This is a genomic window from Paenibacillus algicola (assembly GCF_005577435.1).
Lineage (GTDB): Bacteria > Bacillota > Bacilli > Paenibacillales > Paenibacillaceae > Paenibacillus_AQ > Paenibacillus_AQ algicola.
In genome coordinates, this window is the sequence record NZ_CP040396.1 from 801,979 (window position 1) to 818,477 (window position 16,499).

At 55.3% G+C, this 16,499-nt stretch carries 18 protein-coding genes; 15 read left to right on the forward strand and 3 right to left on the reverse strand.

Features of this window, described 5'->3' with window-relative positions; translation table 11 throughout:
- The first annotated feature begins 467 nt into the window (after positions 1-467).
- Positions 468-1,412, forward strand: a complete 945-nt coding sequence (locus E6C60_RS03625) for a ring-cleaving dioxygenase (protein WP_138224578.1) — start codon at positions 468-470, stop codon at positions 1,410-1,412.
- Position 1,413: 1 nt separating this feature from the next.
- Positions 1,414-2,025 (forward strand): alpha/beta hydrolase, encoded by a 612-nt coding sequence (locus E6C60_RS03630; RefSeq protein WP_138224579.1) that lies wholly within the window; start codon positions 1,414-1,416, stop codon positions 2,023-2,025.
- Positions 2,026-2,076: 51 nt separating this feature from the next.
- Here E6C60_RS03630 and E6C60_RS03635 read toward each other — a convergent pair whose 3' ends face one another.
- Entirely contained in the window at positions 2,077-2,583 is a 507-nt protein-coding gene (locus E6C60_RS03635; protein WP_138227613.1) for a DUF3231 family protein, read from the reverse strand.
- 261 nt (positions 2,584-2,844) lie between these two features.
- Here E6C60_RS03635 and ilvA point away from each other — a divergent pair, with 261 nt between their 5' ends.
- The 3 genes from ilvA to E6C60_RS03650 all read left to right on the forward strand — a co-directional run bounded on the left by ilvA (position 2,845) and on the right by E6C60_RS03650 (position 5,534).
- Entirely contained in the window at positions 2,845-4,113 is a 1,269-nt protein-coding gene (gene ilvA / locus E6C60_RS03640; protein ID WP_138224580.1) for a threonine ammonia-lyase IlvA, read from the forward strand.
- Between the two features lie 164 nt (positions 4,114-4,277).
- Positions 4,278-4,559 (forward strand): hypothetical protein, encoded by a 282-nt coding sequence (locus tag E6C60_RS03645; RefSeq protein WP_138224581.1) that lies wholly within the window; start codon positions 4,278-4,280, stop codon positions 4,557-4,559.
- Between the two features lie 147 nt (positions 4,560-4,706).
- Positions 4,707-5,534: an alpha/beta hydrolase family protein gene (locus tag E6C60_RS03650; protein ID WP_138224582.1), complete on the forward strand. Its 828-nt coding sequence runs from the start codon at positions 4,707-4,709 to the stop codon at positions 5,532-5,534.
- Positions 5,535-5,629: 95 nt separating this feature from the next.
- On the opposite strand, the gene E6C60_RS03655 is transcribed toward E6C60_RS03650, so the two are convergent.
- Positions 5,630-6,169 (reverse strand): DoxX family protein, encoded by a 540-nt coding sequence (locus tag E6C60_RS03655; RefSeq protein WP_138224583.1) that lies wholly within the window; start codon positions 6,167-6,169, stop codon positions 5,630-5,632.
- Between the two features lie 283 nt (positions 6,170-6,452).
- Between E6C60_RS03655 and E6C60_RS03660 the strand changes: the two genes are divergently transcribed.
- From E6C60_RS03660 to E6C60_RS03680, 5 genes are all read left to right on the forward strand, one after another.
- The gene (locus tag E6C60_RS03660) at positions 6,453-7,556 is read left to right on the forward strand and encodes a DUF3048 domain-containing protein (RefSeq protein WP_138224584.1); all 1,104 of its coding nucleotides are present in this window, start codon (positions 6,453-6,455) and stop codon (positions 7,554-7,556) included.
- Positions 7,557-7,718: 162 nt separating this feature from the next.
- Complete coding sequence (locus E6C60_RS03665) at positions 7,719-8,333, forward strand: DUF47 domain-containing protein (protein WP_138224585.1); 615 nt, start codon at positions 7,719-7,721, stop codon at positions 8,331-8,333.
- Positions 8,334-8,349: 16 nt separating this feature from the next.
- Positions 8,350-9,339, forward strand: a complete 990-nt coding sequence (locus E6C60_RS03670; RefSeq protein ID WP_138224586.1) for an inorganic phosphate transporter — start codon at positions 8,350-8,352, stop codon at positions 9,337-9,339.
- A 78-nt stretch (positions 9,340-9,417) separates the two neighbouring features.
- Complete coding sequence (gene corA, locus E6C60_RS03675) at positions 9,418-10,374, forward strand: magnesium/cobalt transporter CorA (RefSeq protein WP_138224587.1); 957 nt, start codon at positions 9,418-9,420, stop codon at positions 10,372-10,374.
- An 81-nt stretch (positions 10,375-10,455) separates the two neighbouring features.
- Positions 10,456-10,830: a YrhK family protein gene (locus E6C60_RS03680; protein ID WP_138224588.1), complete on the forward strand. Its 375-nt coding sequence runs from the start codon at positions 10,456-10,458 to the stop codon at positions 10,828-10,830.
- A 200-nt stretch (positions 10,831-11,030) separates the two neighbouring features.
- Here E6C60_RS03680 and E6C60_RS03685 read toward each other — a convergent pair whose 3' ends face one another.
- Positions 11,031-11,591 (reverse strand): hypothetical protein, encoded by a 561-nt coding sequence (locus E6C60_RS03685; protein ID WP_138224589.1) that lies wholly within the window; start codon positions 11,589-11,591, stop codon positions 11,031-11,033.
- Positions 11,592-11,902: 311 nt separating this feature from the next.
- On the opposite strand from E6C60_RS03685, the gene E6C60_RS03690 reads away from it, so the two are divergent.
- From E6C60_RS03690 to rlmD, 5 genes are all read left to right on the forward strand, one after another.
- Positions 11,903-12,193 (forward strand): YerC/YecD family TrpR-related protein, encoded by a 291-nt coding sequence (locus E6C60_RS03690; RefSeq protein ID WP_138224590.1) that lies wholly within the window; start codon positions 11,903-11,905, stop codon positions 12,191-12,193.
- The gene (locus E6C60_RS03695) at positions 12,193-12,957 is read left to right on the forward strand and encodes a sirohydrochlorin chelatase (protein WP_138224591.1); all 765 of its coding nucleotides are present in this window, start codon (positions 12,193-12,195) and stop codon (positions 12,955-12,957) included. The genes E6C60_RS03690 and E6C60_RS03695 overlap by 1 nt, the downstream gene beginning before the upstream one ends.
- Before the next feature lie 19 nt (positions 12,958-12,976).
- Positions 12,977-13,858, forward strand: a complete 882-nt coding sequence (locus tag E6C60_RS03700) for a diacylglycerol kinase (RefSeq protein WP_138224592.1) — start codon at positions 12,977-12,979, stop codon at positions 13,856-13,858.
- A gap of 42 nt (positions 13,859-13,900) precedes the next feature.
- On the forward strand, positions 13,901-14,107 hold the full coding sequence (locus tag E6C60_RS03705) for a hypothetical protein (protein ID WP_138224593.1): 207 nt from the start codon (positions 13,901-13,903) through the stop codon (positions 14,105-14,107).
- A 796-nt stretch (positions 14,108-14,903) separates the two neighbouring features.
- Positions 14,904-16,466 carry a 23S rRNA (uracil(1939)-C(5))-methyltransferase RlmD gene (gene rlmD, locus E6C60_RS03710; protein ID WP_138224594.1) on the forward strand — a complete coding sequence of 521 codons (1,563 nt, stop codon included), beginning with the start codon at positions 14,904-14,906 and terminating at the stop codon, positions 16,464-16,466.
- Positions 16,467-16,499: the final 33 nt, after the last annotated feature.

The following is a 16,499-nucleotide window of genomic DNA, read 5'->3' on the forward strand; positions in this document are numbered from 1 at the left end:
TTAAAAATGGACCACAAAAAACCCCGGCGTCTCGGGAAGAGATACCGGGGTTGTTTCATCACCTGAAATGGATCTGAAAGCAGGGCCCTCAAATTAACCTAGTTATGAATGTGTGTAGGTTTATTTTATAAGTAAGCGCATACATTGTCAATCACTTTATAGTCAAGAAACTGTAGGTCTGTCTAATTTACTGAAAACTTTTTTGTGAATAGTTCCAAAATATCAGCTGACAGCATCTCAGCGCTCTGTTATAATGGGTCTTGTTACGGGGGAACACGTACGTGTATAGAGATATAGAACTAGAAGGAGGCCTGTCCTAAGACAGGCCTCTTATATATTCTTCTGGTCCATGGGCGAAGAATCCCTCATGGCATTGACAAATATCTCGTTAATATCTTAATATTAAGATATATAAATTAAGCATAACTATACTGAAAATATATTTAGCTCTGAGGAGGAGAAGCAGCATGCCTAGAACATCGGGAATTCACCATATTACATCTTTTGTGCAGGATCCGCAGGGCAATGTGGATTTTTATGCGGGTGTCTTGGGGCTTCGTCTGGTGAAGAAGACCATTAACTTTGATGCACCTCAGGTCTATCATTTTTATTTCGGGAATGAAACGGGAAGCCCCGGAACGATTATGACCTTCTTCCCGCAAGAGGGCGCGCGCCGGGGAAGTATTGGCGGAGGACAGGTCGGAATTACGGTCTTTGCAGTGCCCTCAGGAGCACTGGAATTCTGGAAATCCCGGCTGGAGCAATTTGGGATTGCCTATGAGGAAACGACCCGCTTCGGAGAAGTGTACGTTCGCTTCCATGATCCGTCGGGCCTGCTGCTGGAGCTTACGGAGCGCAAGTCAGGCGAGGATAGCCGCTGGACCTTCGACGGGATCGGGGTGAAGGAGGCTATCAAGGGCTTTGCGGGAGCGGTACTGTTCAGCATGAAGCCCCAGCGCACGTCAGAGGTGCTGCAGGGACCGCTGGGTCTCCAGCAGGTAGAGGAGTCCGGGGGCTGGGTGCGGTATCAGGCAGCCGGCGACCGAGGCCAGATCATCGATATGAACAGGAACGAGATGGAGTGGGGCCGGGGCGGAGCAGGAACGGTGCACCATATTGCCTGGCGCGCAGCCGATGATGCACAGCAGGAGCAGTTCCGCCGTGAAGCGGAAGAACAGCGGCTTCACCCGACACCGGTCGTGGATCGTCAGTATTTCAATGCGGTCTACTTCCGCGAGCCGGGCGGCATCCTGTTCGAGATTGCGACCGATCCTCCGGGATTTGCGAAGGATGAGCCGGAAGAGACCCTGGGTGAGCGCCTCATGCTGCCGGAATGGTATGAGCCTCACCGTCAAGAGATTGAGCGCGGCCTTACTCCAGTAGAGGTGCGTGTACTGAAAGGAGGTGCGTGAGATGGAGCATCATCACATTTATAAGGAAGGCACATCGCCAGAAGCACCGATCTTGCTGCTGCTGCATGGCACCGGCGGTAATGAGCAGGATTTGCTGCCACTCGCAGACCTCCTTCACAGCGGTGCTGGCGTGCTGAGCGTAAGGGGCAATGTGCTGGAGAACGGAATGCCCCGCTTCTTCCGGCGATTGTCGGAAGGAGTATTCGATGAGGAGGACCTCATCCGCCGTACGAGTGAGCTGAACGCCTTCCTTGATGCAGCAGCAGAGCAGTATGGATTTCAGCGCAGCAAGGTTGTTGCGGCAGGCTACTCCAACGGGGCGAACATCGCTGCAAGCTTAATGTTCCACTATGGGGATGCGCTGGCAGGCGCCATGCTTCACCATCCGATGGTTCCGCGGCGGGGCATCGCACTCCCGGACTTGTCCGGCGTGCCGGTGTTCATCGCGGCTGGCAAGCGGGATCCCTTGTGCACGCCGGAGGAAAGTGAGGAGCTGCAGGGTCTGCTGTCTGGAGCCGGCGCGGACGTGCACCTCCACTGGGAGCCGGGCGGCCACCAGCTGAGCCGGACCGAGGTGGACGCAGCGGCGGCATGGCTGCATAATAAGCTGTAAATAGAAGCAGGGCCTCCCTCGGAACTACATTGAGGGAGGCCCTGCTTGCTTCTATTCTGAACGTTGAATGTGAAGCGGCGGCGGAATCAGCCAGCCCTTCTCTTTATTCATGCGCAGCACTTTAAGGCCGAGCGCGGCTTTTTTTGTATGGTATTTAGCGAACAGAGCTGCAATATCCTCGCGGATGGATTGTCCCATAGCCATGCTGCAGGCTGCAAGACCGGCAGCGCAGTCCACTGCCAGCTTGGCGGCCGTCTCCGGATCACTGAAGCGCGCGCCTGCAGGGATGTCCTCCCAGTGCACCTCCGGTCTCTCCGGCAGCGCCGGTGGCGGGACGATGCCCTGCTCTGTCAGCAGCTCATCCAGCTCTTTGGATTCCAGGCAGGCCATCTCCAGCATCTCGCTCAGCAAATGCTTGAGCTCTTTATCGCCGGCATGATTCATGTAGGCCTGATAGCAGGAGATCATCCCCTTTGCGCCCATGGAGGCCATCCACACGCCATATACCTCACCGTAATGCATCGGCTCGTCCTTCGGATTACCGTCCAGAATGCCCATAGTTTTCATTAGCTCCTTCATCGTTATGATGTGGTTGATCTGTTCCCGAGCCCTAGTATAGCCTCGGCAAGCCTCAATCATGTGCGGGTCCTGCTGGCATCTTCCTGCGGTGTGCTGTGGAGGTGTGTAATTTTGATGAAAAGCACCCGGGAGGACGGCCAAAAGTGGTACAATAAAGGACAGTAAACTAAACAGACAGGGCACCCCGAAGGCGCACAGGCCTTGGGGACCCGGGTGTATAGAGTGGAGTGGAATGTGATCATGGATGAAGCCAATACGACGGCCAGAACGGTCGGTATGGAGGATATCGTAAGGGCACACCACGTGCTGCGCGAGGTGATCGTGCGCACCCCGCTGCAGCGGGATGCGGTGCTGTCAGCGCGGTATGACTGCAATGTGTATCTGAAGCGGGAGGATTTGCAGGTCGTGCGTTCCTTTAAAATCCGCGGCGCCTACAATATGATTCGCAGCCTGAGTGAGGAGGAACGTGCAGCCGGTATCGTGTGCGCGAGTGCAGGAAACCATGCACAGGGTGTCGCTTTTTCCTGTAACGTCCTTCATATCAAGGGTAAGATATATATGCCGAGCACCACCCCGAAGCAGAAGGTGAAGCAGGTGAAGCGGTTCGGAGGCAGCAGTGTCGAGGTGCTGTTAATCGGCGATACGTTCGATGATGCGTACGAGGAAGCAATCAAGATGTGCCAGGAGCAGGGCATGTCGTTTATCCACCCCTTTGACGAGCCGCGGATCGTAGCCGGTAATGGAACGATCGGGATGGAGATTATGGAGGAGCTGGACGTGCCGGCAGATTATATGTTTGTTACGATTGGCGGCGGCGGATTGGCAGCTGGAGTCTCTACCTATGTCAAAACGGTCAGTCCTCACACGAAGCTGATCGGCGTAGAGCCGCTCGGGGCCGCTTCCATGAGTGAGGCCAAGCTGCAGGGCCAGGTCGTCACGCTCCAGGAAATCGACAAGTTTGTGGATGGCGCAGCCGTCAAGCGGGTCGGACATCTGACGTATGATATTTGCAGCCGTCAGCTGGACGATATTGTGATGGTGCCGGAAGGGAAGGCATGCACGACCATTCTGAGCCTCTATAATGAGCAGGCGATCGTAGCCGAGCCGGCCGGCGCACTGCCCGTAGCGGCGCTGGATCTGTACGGGGAACACATTCGCGGCAAAAATGTCGTCTGTATTATCAGCGGCGGCAACAATGACATTGACCGGATGCAGGAAATCAAGGAGCGCTCGCTCATCTATGAAGGCCTCAAGCATTACTTCATGATTAACTTCCCGCAGCGCGCCGGAGCTCTGCGTGAGTTTCTGGAGGATGTGCTGGGCCCGGATGATGATATTGCACGGTTCGAATATACGAAAAAGCATAACAAGGAAGACGGTCCGGCTCTTGTTGGCATTGAGCTGCTGCACCCGGAGGATTATACGCCGCTCATTGAGCGGATGAATCGCAAGGGTCTGGAGTATACCGAGCTGAACAAGAATATGAATCTGTTCAACCTGCTGATTTAAGCACGGCGCAGCCAGCTCCTCAGGCGCCATACAAGTCGATCTCAAGCTTGTATGGCGCCTGAGGTTTTTTTCGTGCGGTGGGGGACAGTGAATAATTTCCCCGGTTCTTTTTAACACTAACCTGAAGATATTTCCACATTACGATCCACGAAAGGAAGATCAGCATGTTCGATGATGAATTTAACGTACAGAAGCCTTTGCGGGAGGATGAAGCATTAGAGCCTCGCGGGGCGGAACAGGCGAGAGCGACACAGCAGACCTCTGGAAAAGGTATGGCGTCAGGAACAGCAGAGGGAGCCCATGACGCTGAGCCGAACCAGGTCGGGACACCGGAGAGCAGCATGGCGGCAGATTTGTGGACAGGCTCGGCACAGGAGAGCGAGTGGATCCACCAGTGGAACGGGAGAGCCGAGACCCACTCCATGTTCAAGCGCAGCTACGAGTAAGCTTCACCGGTGACCTGCCGCAGCCTAAAGATTCCTTGTTAGACATTGACACCTGTTTAAAAGGGATGCTAAGATAATTTTAATTAATTCATATTAAACTTATCGGAATTATCCATATATAGGTGGTCAATAGGGGGAGGCATGGTTATGGAGCGGCAATTTGCAATTCGACATGGTGAGGAAGAGCTGACAGCAAGCATACATTACCCGGTACAGCAGGAGGACGTACGCAAGGATTGCCGGCGGGTGCCGCTGGCGATCATCTGCCATGGCTTTGTGGGCAGCCGGATTGGGGTGGACCGCCTGTTCGTAAAGGCAGCCCGGGAGCTGGCGGAGGATGGCTATATGGTTATCCGCTTTGACTATATTGGCTGCGGAGAGAGCACAGGCAGCTACGGCGCTCAAGGGCTGGAGTCGATGATTTCGCAGACCCGGGCGGTGCTCGATTACGGCGCAAGCATTACTGATGTAGATCCTGCCCGCATTACGCTGATTGGACACAGCCTTGGAGGTGCGGTGGCCTTGCAGACAGCGGTGCGTGACAGCCGCGTAAAAAATCTGGTACTGTGGTCAGCGGTCGGCTATCCGTTTCATGACATTGTAAATATCACCGGGCGCAAGGTATACGATACCTCCGTGCAAAAGGGCGCAGCCGACTATTTGGGTTATGATCTGACCCCGGGCTTCTTCGAATCGCTGGCGGCGGGCCAGCCGTTTCAGGAGGCTGTGAAGTTCGGGGGCGATGTGCTCGTTATTCATGGCACGTCGGATGAGGTGATTCCAGTAGACTACGCCTTCCTGTTCCAAAAGGTCTTCTGGACCCGTCCTGTGGGGCGGTGCGACAAAGAGATCATATTCCAGGCAGATCATACGTATTCTGCCGGAGAACCCCGTGCCCAGCTTCTGAAGCGAACGCGGGAGTGGCTGAACGAGCTGGAGCAGATCCAGCAGGATTGGCAGCACTGGAGCATCTAAAGCGAATGCCAGCTCATCTTCAGCGGAGCCGTATACGATAAAAGAAGCAATCCGGACTCCGCTTGGGGTCCGGATTGCTGTATTTTGTTCTCTCTCTAGCCGGTACGTCCCGGCTGCTTCTTGAAAAAGTGGATGCCGTCTCCGGGCTGCTGCTTCCCGCCTCTGCGGAACAAGCCGCGCAGGTAAGGGATCAGGAAGCGGTCAAGCCCGATCTTGCCGGCGTTCGCTGCTGCGACAATGATCAGCACTTCCATCAGCAGCATCTGCACATTGGTGCTCACCGTGCCCGATAACAGGAACGCGGCATTCATCACCAGTCCCATTAGTGCCGCGAAGGTGGTGAAAGTGCCAAGGATCAGTCCGAGACCGACTAGAAATTCACCGAGCGGGATCAGGATGTTAAAGAATTTGACTGCAGGCATTGCCCCGTGCTCTAGAAAGGCCGCCCACCAGCTCTGAACCGCCGGGTGGTCGCCGGCAGCCTTGCCGATGGCCCCTTGCAGGAAGCCTTGTGCATTAAATCCGCCCACCAGCTTGTGCCAGCCTGCCGTCAGCCACTGATATCCGATGTAAACCCGGATAATCGTCAGCATCCACATTGCAATCTTGTTTTCTCTCAGCCATTGATTAAACATATGAACCACTCCTTGTATTGGATTATTCGCGGATCAGGTGCTGCTCTCTTTCATGTCTTTATTATAAGTGAAAAAAATCACTAGAGCTGTGACATAGATCACAAGCACTGAATAAATAACGGCTTGAATGATTGAACTCGGAGTGTCCCGTTACAGCCGCGGATTGACTTTCTTTGACCTGCCGGGAAGGAACAGACAATTCCGGTATTTTGTGATTAAATGGGTATGAGAACGGTTACTGTCAGGCCATCGGGAGTGGCCTTGGATATAGGGGGAAACGTACATGAAGCATTCAAGTAAAGGTAAAGTGACTACTATGCTGCTAGGGATTACCGCAGCCTTTATGCTGAGCGCCTGCAGCGGCGATCAGGCGACAGAGAGCTCGCCGGTGAAGGAGCCGATCCAGCCGCCCGCGGTGGAACAGCCGGTAGAGACTCCGCCCGCTGCGGAGGAGCAGCCGGAAGCAAACAGCGCCTTCACTGCGCCGCTGACGGGACAAGGCCTGGAGCAGCCGTCGGATCGCCGTCCGCTTGCAGTCATGATGAACAATGCCCCGGCGGCCCGGCCCCAGTCCGGCCTCAGCCAGGCAGATCTTGTGTATGAGGTGCTGGCGGAGGGAGGGATAACGCGGCTGATTGCAATCTATCAGAGCCAGACAGGCATTGAGAAGATTGGGCCGGTACGCAGCATCCGGCCTTACCTGATCGATATCGGCGAGAGCTATGACGGGGTGCTGGTGCATGCCGGCGGAAGTCCGGAGGCCTACACCATCATTCAAAGACAGAAGAAGCAGGATCTCGATGAAATCGGAAGCGCGGGCGCCTATTTTTGGCGTACCACCGACCGGAAGGCTCCGCATAATCTGTACACGAGCGAAGAAAAGTTAAGAGAAGCCGTCTTGAAGCACAGCTATCCACAGGAGAGCGAGGTACCGGAGTATGATTTTCTGGATGCAGCCGCCCCGGCGGATGACGCTGAAGGAGAGCCGGCCATCCGCGTGGATCTGACCTTTTTGCTGGGCAGCTATAATGTAGGCTATACGTATGATGAGGAGACCGGAACGTATAAGCGCTCCATCAACAATCAGCCGCATATTGACAAGAACAACAATGCCGTGCTGGAGGCTGCCAATGTTGTCGTACTGAGTGCCGAGCATAAAGTGCTGGACGAGGTGGGCCGCCTGGCTGTAAACCTGGAGCAGGGCGGAGAGGCGATGCTGTTCCGCAAGGGCAAGGTGATTAAGGGAGAGTGGAGCCGCAAACAAGGGGACGTGATCCGCTTCCTCAAGGACGGCAAGGAGGTTCCTTTTTACCCGGGTACGACCTATTTCAATATTGTCCCGAGCTCCCCTTCGTTTGCAAGCCATGTGACCATTTCCAATCCTTGATGAAGGGCATGAAAAGGCATGTAAACTGCATATAAAAATGAGGTAAACAGAATGTCAAATCATATGTAAATAGTTACGCTTCAATACCATGATTTTGCATACACAGGACTATGGAGATGTGATAAGATATTCAGGGTTATTTTCCATAAAGGAGCTGCAAGAATGAGAACAAAGAAAAAGGATATATTCCTCCAGAATCTGGAGAATATGGCCGACACCGTGGTGCAGGCTGCAGATTATTTCTCGTATCACGTTACGAATCTGCAGGATGTGCTGGCATTCGCAAACCAGATGAAGCAATATGAGTCTGAATGTGATTCCTACACGCATACGATTATTACCGGACTGAATCAAACCTTCATTACGCCGATTGACCGCGACGATATTATGGAGCTGGCTACGACGCTGGATGATGTCATGGACGGTCTGGAGTCTACAGCTTCGCGATTTTATATGTACAATTTGGGACAGCCCGACGAGTATATTATTCAATTCGCGGAAATTTTGCGGCAGTGTGCTTATGAGATTCAAAAGGCAGTACACCTCCTTTCCCAGAAAAAGCTGCTGGCGATCCGGGAGTTTACGATTCGGCTGAACGACCTGGAGAACCAGGGTGATGAGCTGCTGCGCATCTGCACCAAGGAGCTGTTTGCTACCGTTACCGATCCCATTGAGCTGATCAAGCGCAAGGAGATCTATGAACGGCTGGAGACGACCACGGATCATTGCGAGGACGTGGCGAACAAGCTGGAATCTATCATTATGCGCAATTCGTAAGGAGTACTTTCTGATCATGGAAACTAGTATGCTCGTGCTGGGCCTGGTTGTATTTCTGGCGCTGGCCTTTGACTTTATTAACGGATTTCACGATACCGCGAATGCGATTGCTACCTCGGTATCGACCCGCGCGCTGAAGCCGCGGACGGCTATTCTGCTTGCGGCCTCCATGAACTTCGTCGGGGCGATGATGTTCACGGGGGTGGCCAAGACGATTGGCGGCAAGGTGGCAGATCCCGCCACGCTCGACAACGGAATTCAGATTGTGATCGCCACCCTGATCGCCGCCATCATCTGGAACCTGGTCACTTGGTGGTTCGGGATTCCGTCCTCGTCCTCTCATGCGCTGATCGGCGCCCTGGCCGGCGGTGTCTTCGCAGGGGCGGGCAGTGATGCACTGAATTACGGCGGCTTCCGGGACATTATTCTCGCCCTGATTCTTTCTCCCCTGATCGCCTTTATCGGCGGCTACCTGATCATGCAGCTGCTGAAGGTGATCTTCGCCAAGCGCAGTCCGCATACAGTGAACAAGGGCTTTCGGAGTATGCAGATCTTCACCGCCGCCCTGCAGTCGTTTACGCACGGGACGAACGATGCGCAGAAGGCGATGGGCATTATTACATTTGCGCTGGTGGCCTCGGATAGGCTGCAGGAGATGGAGGTTCCGTTCTGGGTGAAGCTGTCGGCGGCAACGGCGATGGCGCTCGGCACCTCGGTTGGCGGCTGGAAGATTATCAAGACGATGGGTACCAAAATATTCAAAATCGAGCCGATCAACGGCTTCGCCGCGGATTTCACCGGGGCCTCGGTGATCTTTGGCGCGACGCTGCTGCATTTGCCGATCAGCACCACCCATGCGATTACCTCGGCGATTTTGGGGGTAGGCTCGGCGAAACGGTTCTCTGCCGTCAAGTGGTCCCTCGCAGGACGGATCGTGATCACGTGGTTTATTACGATTCCGATTACAGCGCTGCTGTCCGGATTGCTCGTCACGCTGTTATTTTAGAGCATCAAGAGAGAACAGGAACAGGATGAAGCCAATCAGAGGATTGGCTTTTTTCATGCCGGGGAAGGGGAAGTAGAGATGATTCGTACATTAGCAGTAACGCGGGATCACCAGGCGGTGATCGGACTGCCTCTGGAGGCGCTGAATATCGAGGATTACGCCTGGGTGTGGGTGGATTTCGTTGCACCGGTGCCGGAGGAGTCGGCGCTGCTGGAGAGTTATTTCCAGTTCCATCCGCTCGCGGTGGAGGACTGTCTGCACATGATCCAGCGGCCCAAGCTGGACTACTATGGAAAGGTGCAGTTTCTCGTACTGCATGGACTGGATCCGGTGACGCTGGAGGCGATGGAGGTCGATTTCTTCCTGTCGTCTACCCTGCTCGTGTCGTTTCATATGTCTCCGCTGCCGGAGGTGGAGGAAGCCTGGAAGCGCGTTTGTGACCAGGCGCAAAAAGGAAAAATTACCGAGAACGGCACGACCTTTGCCGCCTATACGGTGATGGACAAGCTGGTGGATCAGTATTTTCCCAGCCTGTTTGCGATTGAGGATGAGCTGGCGGACATTGAGAGCCAGAGTGCGGAGGAATCTCTGGAGAGCCTGATGCAGCAGGTGTTCCAGCTTCGTTCCAAGCTGCTAAAGCTCAGGCGCACCATCGTTCCGATGCGGGACCTGCTGTACCGGGTGGTGAACTCCCAGCATGTCCAGCGCCATGGCCATCAGGCGTATTTTCTGGACGTGTACGATCATCTGCTGAAGCTCACCGACATGATTGAGGCCGACCGCGAAATGACGTCAGATCTGCGGGACAGCTATATATCGCTTAACTCCAACCGGATGAACAATATTATGAAGACCCTCACGGTGATCACGACGATCTTTATGCCGCTGACGCTGATTGCAGGCATCTACGGGATGAACTTTGAAAAAATGCCGGAGCTGGACTGGCCATTCGGATACGCCGCGGTGCTGCTGCTTATGCTGCTGCTCGGCGGCAGTATGGTACTCTGGTTTCTGCGCCGGGGCTGGTTCAAGTAAAAGGCTTCGCCACATCGAGCAATTGCAGAAAATCCGGTTCAGTGCTTCTGTCAGGGGTAAGCAGGAGTAGGAGGGATCATCATGCAGCAAGACAACAAGCTGAACCCGAGGGGTGCAGGCTCTCATTCAGCTGACGCTCATCATATACCGCCCATGCGGGCGCGAATGAAACGAAGATTGGCCGAGGCGGCCCGGCGCAAAAGAAGGATTACTGTAACCAATCGCTACGAAACCGGCATGGTGCTCAGTGAAATCGTGACAGGGTTCTTCTTCATTGCCGGCAGCATCAGTATGTTCTACACCGACACGGATATTCCCGTCGTGCTCTATCTGGTCGGCAGCATTATGATGCTGCTGAGATCCGGGCTGCGCGTTTCCTATTGGTTCCGGCTGAAGGAGCTGCAGCAGAAGGGACATGATGAGGGAGCTCCGAATGGAGCGGGCTGGAGCCGGTAAAGAGTGCATATTGGGATCATGCGGATGAGGCAGCATTATAGCATTAAAAGGAGACCGTATGCTTACGCAGGGGTGATCGCGATTCAGAGGCCTGCCTTTCCTTGTCATTTCGGCCTCGGCAGGAACCGGCTGCTTGAAGCTGTGCTGAGCACTCAGGCAGCCGGTTCACGGGGCCAAGGTGAATTAGCATGAAATCTAGTCTAGGAGCGCTTGCGTTTGCCGGTGCCTTTGCGGCGGCTGCCTGTTTTCTTGCGGCGGCGGGTGCGGCGTCTGCGCGGTACATACTCGGTGTCGTAGCCCCCGGGGCTGACGGCGTCGCTGTCGGACCCTTTTTTGCTGAGGAGGTTCGAAAATACAGCCATCATGGGCGCGAGCTGCTGTACGCTCTGCATTACCTTCTGGACCTTGCCAATGTTGGCAACAAGCCCCTCGACGCCTCCCATCCGCTCGATCATGCCTTTGAGATCCAGGTTGCTGAGATTCAGTCCTCCAAGCAGTCCGGCTAATCCGCTGCTGCTGCCGGTCTCGGCAGCAGGCTGAGGCGTGGTCACGGCCGGAAGGCTGGACATGGGCTCCATCGGCGCTATAGAAGGCTGGGTCGGAACCGAATACGGATAGTAGGCAGACGTTCCCGCGTCAGCGGAGTAATCAGGATAGGCCTGGGCTTCAACACCGGGATAGGATGACGCTGGCAGGGACTCATTCAAGGAGCGGGAGGAAGCGTTTCTGGGATGATGATAATAATGCTGATGTCCTGACATGCTTTATCACTTTCCTTTGTGGTTGGTTTAGTACACTGTATGAGCTAGGCGGGCTAATGTACTGGGCGGATGCCCTGATTGCTGCTTGAATGGCGCTAAACAGGCGCCTGCCCAGGAACGGGCGTAGGAGCTGCGGGCCTGTGGAAGAGACTGCAAAGGCCTGTTGGCGAAAAAATGAATGGTTCATTTTTCCTGCTCTGGAGAAGGGTTCAAGGGCAGCTCTTCAGCGCGTGAAACCGTTAACGCTTGAAAAGACGGGGCCTGCTCAGGTACAATAAAATGGCGTACAAGTAACTGTAGGGGATGATCCAGTGCAATTAAAAAAATTAGACGATAAAAGCATCGATCAATTATTCGAAGCTATTCTTACCTTGAAAAATGTAGAGGAATGCTACGTATTCTTTGACGACCTGTGCACCGTGAACGAGATCCAATCCTTATCGCAGCGCCTGGAAGTGGCCCGGATGCTGGGCAAGGGTTCGACATACAACCAGATTGAAGCTGAGACGGGCGCCAGCACGGCGACGATATCCCGGGTGAAGCGGTGTTTAAACTATGGCAATGACGGGTATAAAATGACTTTGGAGCGCTTGGGGCGCTAATGATGAAGCCGGGAGTTTTAGTGATCAGCCACGGTTCCCGGGAGCCGTCCTGGGTAGCGCTGGTGGAGGAGGCGGTGACCGCGATGGCGGAGCGCTGCCATCTGCCGGTGAGTGCCTCTTATCTGGAGCTCGTAGACGGGAAGCTCATACAGGACGGGATTGATTTGCTGGAGGGCCAGGGTGTCACGGACATGCTGGTTATTCCGTTGTTCATTTCCTCCGGCAGCACGCATGTGGACGAGATCGCCTATGCGATTGGCGCGAAGCCGGAGCCAGATATGGAAACCGATCTGGACCCTTTCCGGGTGCAGGCCCGGGTTCATTTCGGGGACCCGTTCGATGATGGTGCGGATACCGCGGCTATGGTGTGGGATAAGGTGCGTTCCCTTTCCGTGAATCCCGCGGAAGAAGTCATTCTGATGGTGGGCCATGGCAGTCCGCATGAGCTGTTCTGGCGGCGCTGGGAGAAGATTGCGGCTTCTCTGGCGAAGCGGGTGACCGAGGTTAGCGGTCTTGAGACAGATTGGGCGCTGCTCAATCCCGGCGATGTGCGGGAGAAGGCTGAAGCGTGGCAAAAGCGAGGGTACGAGGTGATCGTGTCTCCGCTTTTTTTAAGTAAGGGGTATTTTACCGACCATGTCATTCCGCAGCGGCTGGAGGGACTTCCCTGCCGTTATTCCGGTGAACCGCTGCTGCCGCACCCGCGTCTTGCCGAGTGGATGCTGAAGCAGGTGGAGCGCCTATTGAAATCTTTGAAATTATAGATACAGGTGGCGTTTGGTGATGAGAAGAGCACGTTTGATCTATAATCCGACCTCCGGACGGGAGGAAATGAAGCGCCGCCTGGCAGATGTGCTGCAGCGTCTGGACAGTGCCGGGATCGAAACCTCCTGCCATGCAACCACAGGCGAGGGAGATGCGACCCGGTCGGCAGCAGAGGCTGTGGAGCGGGGCTATGACCTGATCATTGCAGCCGGCGGTGACGGCACCCTCAATGAGGTCGTTAACGGAATGGCGGGGAAGGACCACCTTCCTCCGCTGGGCGTGTTTCCTCTGGGAACGACGAATGATTTTGCCCGTGCGCTTGGCATCTCGAAGAATTGGGAGGACTATTGCGATCTCGTGATCCGGGATGTGACCCGTCCGATCGATGTTGGCGTGGCCAATGACCGCTGCTTCATTAATATTGCCGGGGGCGGTACGCTGACGGAGCTGACCTACGAGGTGCCCAGCAAACTCAAGACCATGATCGGTCAGCTGGCGTATTATTTGAAGGGGCTGGAGAAAATGGTCAGCCTGGCGCCGCAGGAGCTCATTATCCGCGCGGACGGCCAGCCGGAAATCCATGATGAATTCATGGTGTTCCTTATGGCCAACAGCAACTCGGTCGGCGGCTTCGAGAAGCTCGCGCCCGGCGCGAGCATCGACGATGGCCTGCTCGACGTCATTGCGCTGCGCAAATGCAACCTCGCGGAGTTCGTCCGCGTGGTTTCCCTCGCCCTGCGCGGGGAGCATGTGCACGACAAGAAGGTCATTCATTTCCGGACCGATTATATGGAGGTTTACTCCCCCGGCCCGGTACAGCTGAATCTGGACGGCGAGTTCGGCGGTGTACTGCCGGGCACGTTCCGTATCCTGCCGCAGCACCTGCGGATTTTTGCTTGAGGGGCTCCCGATTGGGGGCCTTTGTGCTGGGAGGGCTTGGAGGTGGCAGCGAAGGACGCTAGGGTGCTGGATGGGCCTTGGGAGGTGGCAGCGAAAGACGCTACGGTGCTGGATGGGCCTTGGGAGATGGCAGCGAAGGACGCTAGGGTGCTGGATGGGCCTTGGGAAAGGCAGCGAAAGACGCTACGGTGCTGGATGGGCCTTGGGAGATGGCAGCGAAAGACGCTACAAGTGCTGGATGGGCCTTGAGAGATGGCAGCGAAGGACGCTACGGTGCTGAGAGGGCCTTGGGAGATGGCAGCGAAAGGCGCTACGGTGCTGGATGGGCCTTCCGATCGCTGTTGCCGTTGAAAATGTAGAATTAGGCCTTGCAGCGGTACATTTTCAACGGCAAAGGCGAGCGCTTCGCTTCTCCATTCCCACTCCAGCCCCTCCGCTGGCGCTGCTGGGAAAAGCCCCTCTTGTAAGGTTATGCTGGCGGAGGAGGCCTCTTGAAAGTTAAGCTGGCGGAGAAGACCTCTTGCAAACTATGCTGACGGAGGAGACCCCTTGTAAGCTATGCTGGCGGGAAAGCTCCCTGCAAGCGGTAGTGGGGGGTAGGGACTTGGCCGGTGTGCCGGGGAGATCCCCGGGGCACACTGGGCTGGGCGGTGAAGGCTGGGCGGTGAAGGCTGGGCGGTGAAGGCTGGGCGGTGAAGGCTGGGCAGTGAAGGCTGGGCAGTGAAGGGGTGCGGGCTGGCATAGGTTGTTAAAGGCTGGATCTTGGAGACCACTGGTGGGGGAAGGGTGCTTGTGAGTTAGCAGCTGCAGCTTGGGGCTTTGGTGCTAAGGAAAGGCCATTAGGCTTCTGTAAGCTGTGCTGAGGGGAGTGCTTTTGGCAGATCTGCTAGCGTGCGCTTGGATGGAATGATGTGTAAGGGCGCTGGGTGGAGGCGTGAGTGGGATATATTTTTACAGGTGCATTGTATAGATGTTAGAGGTATCGTGGATACCTATTTTATATAGAAGTGAACCAAGTTGAACGGAAAGAAGTGAACAGCAAGCTATGAACAAGAATCGCAGCGGTCATCGCCGCAGCTCTAAGGGCAGCAAGCCCTCTCCCGAGCTTCTGAATCTGCCGGTAGCCAAAAATGATGAGACTGTCATCGACATCATCGGCATGAATCACGATGGGGAGGGGGTTGGACGAGCCGAAGGCTATACTCTTTTTGTGCAGGGTGCGCTGCCGGGGGAGAAGGTTCGCGTGAAGGTGCTCAAGACGAAGAAGCAATACGGCTACGCCAAGCTGCTGGAGCTGGTCGAGGCCAGTCCGGACCGAACCTCGGCACCGTGCCCCATCTATGATCAATGCGGCGGCTGTCAGCTGCAGCATCTGGACTATGCAGCGCAGCTGCAGTGGAAGCGGCAGCTGGTGGTGGACAACCTGGAGCGGATCGGGAAGCTGACGGTGGAAGGCGGCCGGCTGGATGGCGCGTTGAGGGAGCAGAGTGAAACCCTTGCCGGAGATGGAGCGCATAAGCAAGTGGCATACGGCGCAGACATGGCCGCAGCGCGTGAAGCTCGTGACGAGCAGCGTAAAGGCATTATTGTGAAGCCAGCACTTGGCATGAGTGAGCCTTGGCGGTATCGCAATAAATCTCAGGTTCCGATTGGAGTGACGGATGGCGGGCTGGTTGGAGGCTTTTATGCCCGCGGCTCACACCGGATTGTTGATATGGAAGCCTGCCTAATTCAGCACGAGGAGAATGACAAGGTGGTGCAGCGCGTCAAGGACATCGGCCGCAAGCTGGGCATCACCGCCTACGATGAGGAAACCGGACAGGGGCTGCTGCGTCATGTGGTGGTGAAGATTGGTTTTTCAACCGGAGAGATGATGATTGTTCTTGTGACGAACGGGAATTCCATTCCACAGCGGGAGAAATGGATTGCAGCGATTCGCGAAGAGCTGCCGGCAGTGGTCAGCATCTGTCACAATGTGAACACGCGGCGAACAAATGTGATTTTTGGAGAAGTGACTTCTGTGTTGTGGGGCCGAGAGGTCATTTACGACTACATTGGAAATGTGAAATTTGCCATATCGGCGCGATCTTTTTACCAGGTGAATCCGGTGCAGACGGAGATTTTATATGGAAAAACGGTAGAGTACGCCGGCTTGACCGGCAACGAGACCGTCATTGATGCCTATTGCGGCATCGGTACGATCTCCCTGTTTCTCGCGCAGCATGCCAAGCAGGTATACGGCGTAGAGATCGTGAAGGAAGCCATCGAGGACGCACGCGCTAACGCGGCGTTAAATCATATGCACCACGTACAATTTGAGGTGGGCGCTTCTGAGGACGTCATTCCGGCCTGGAAAGAGCAGGGCACCGAAGCAGACGTCATCGTCGTCGATCCCCCGCGCAAGGGCTGTGACCCGCGCCTGCTGGATACGATCCTGGAAATGCGGCCGGAGCGGGTGGTGTATGTGAGCTGCAACCCAAGCACCCTGGCGCGGGATTTGCGGATCTTGGAGGACGGCGGCTATCGCACGGTGGAGGTGCAGCCGGTGGATATGTTTCCGCATACGGTGCATGTGGAGTCGGTGGCTTTGTTGGTGAGGGATGTGTAGAAAACTAATAAACCCCTGGTATTCATAATAAAC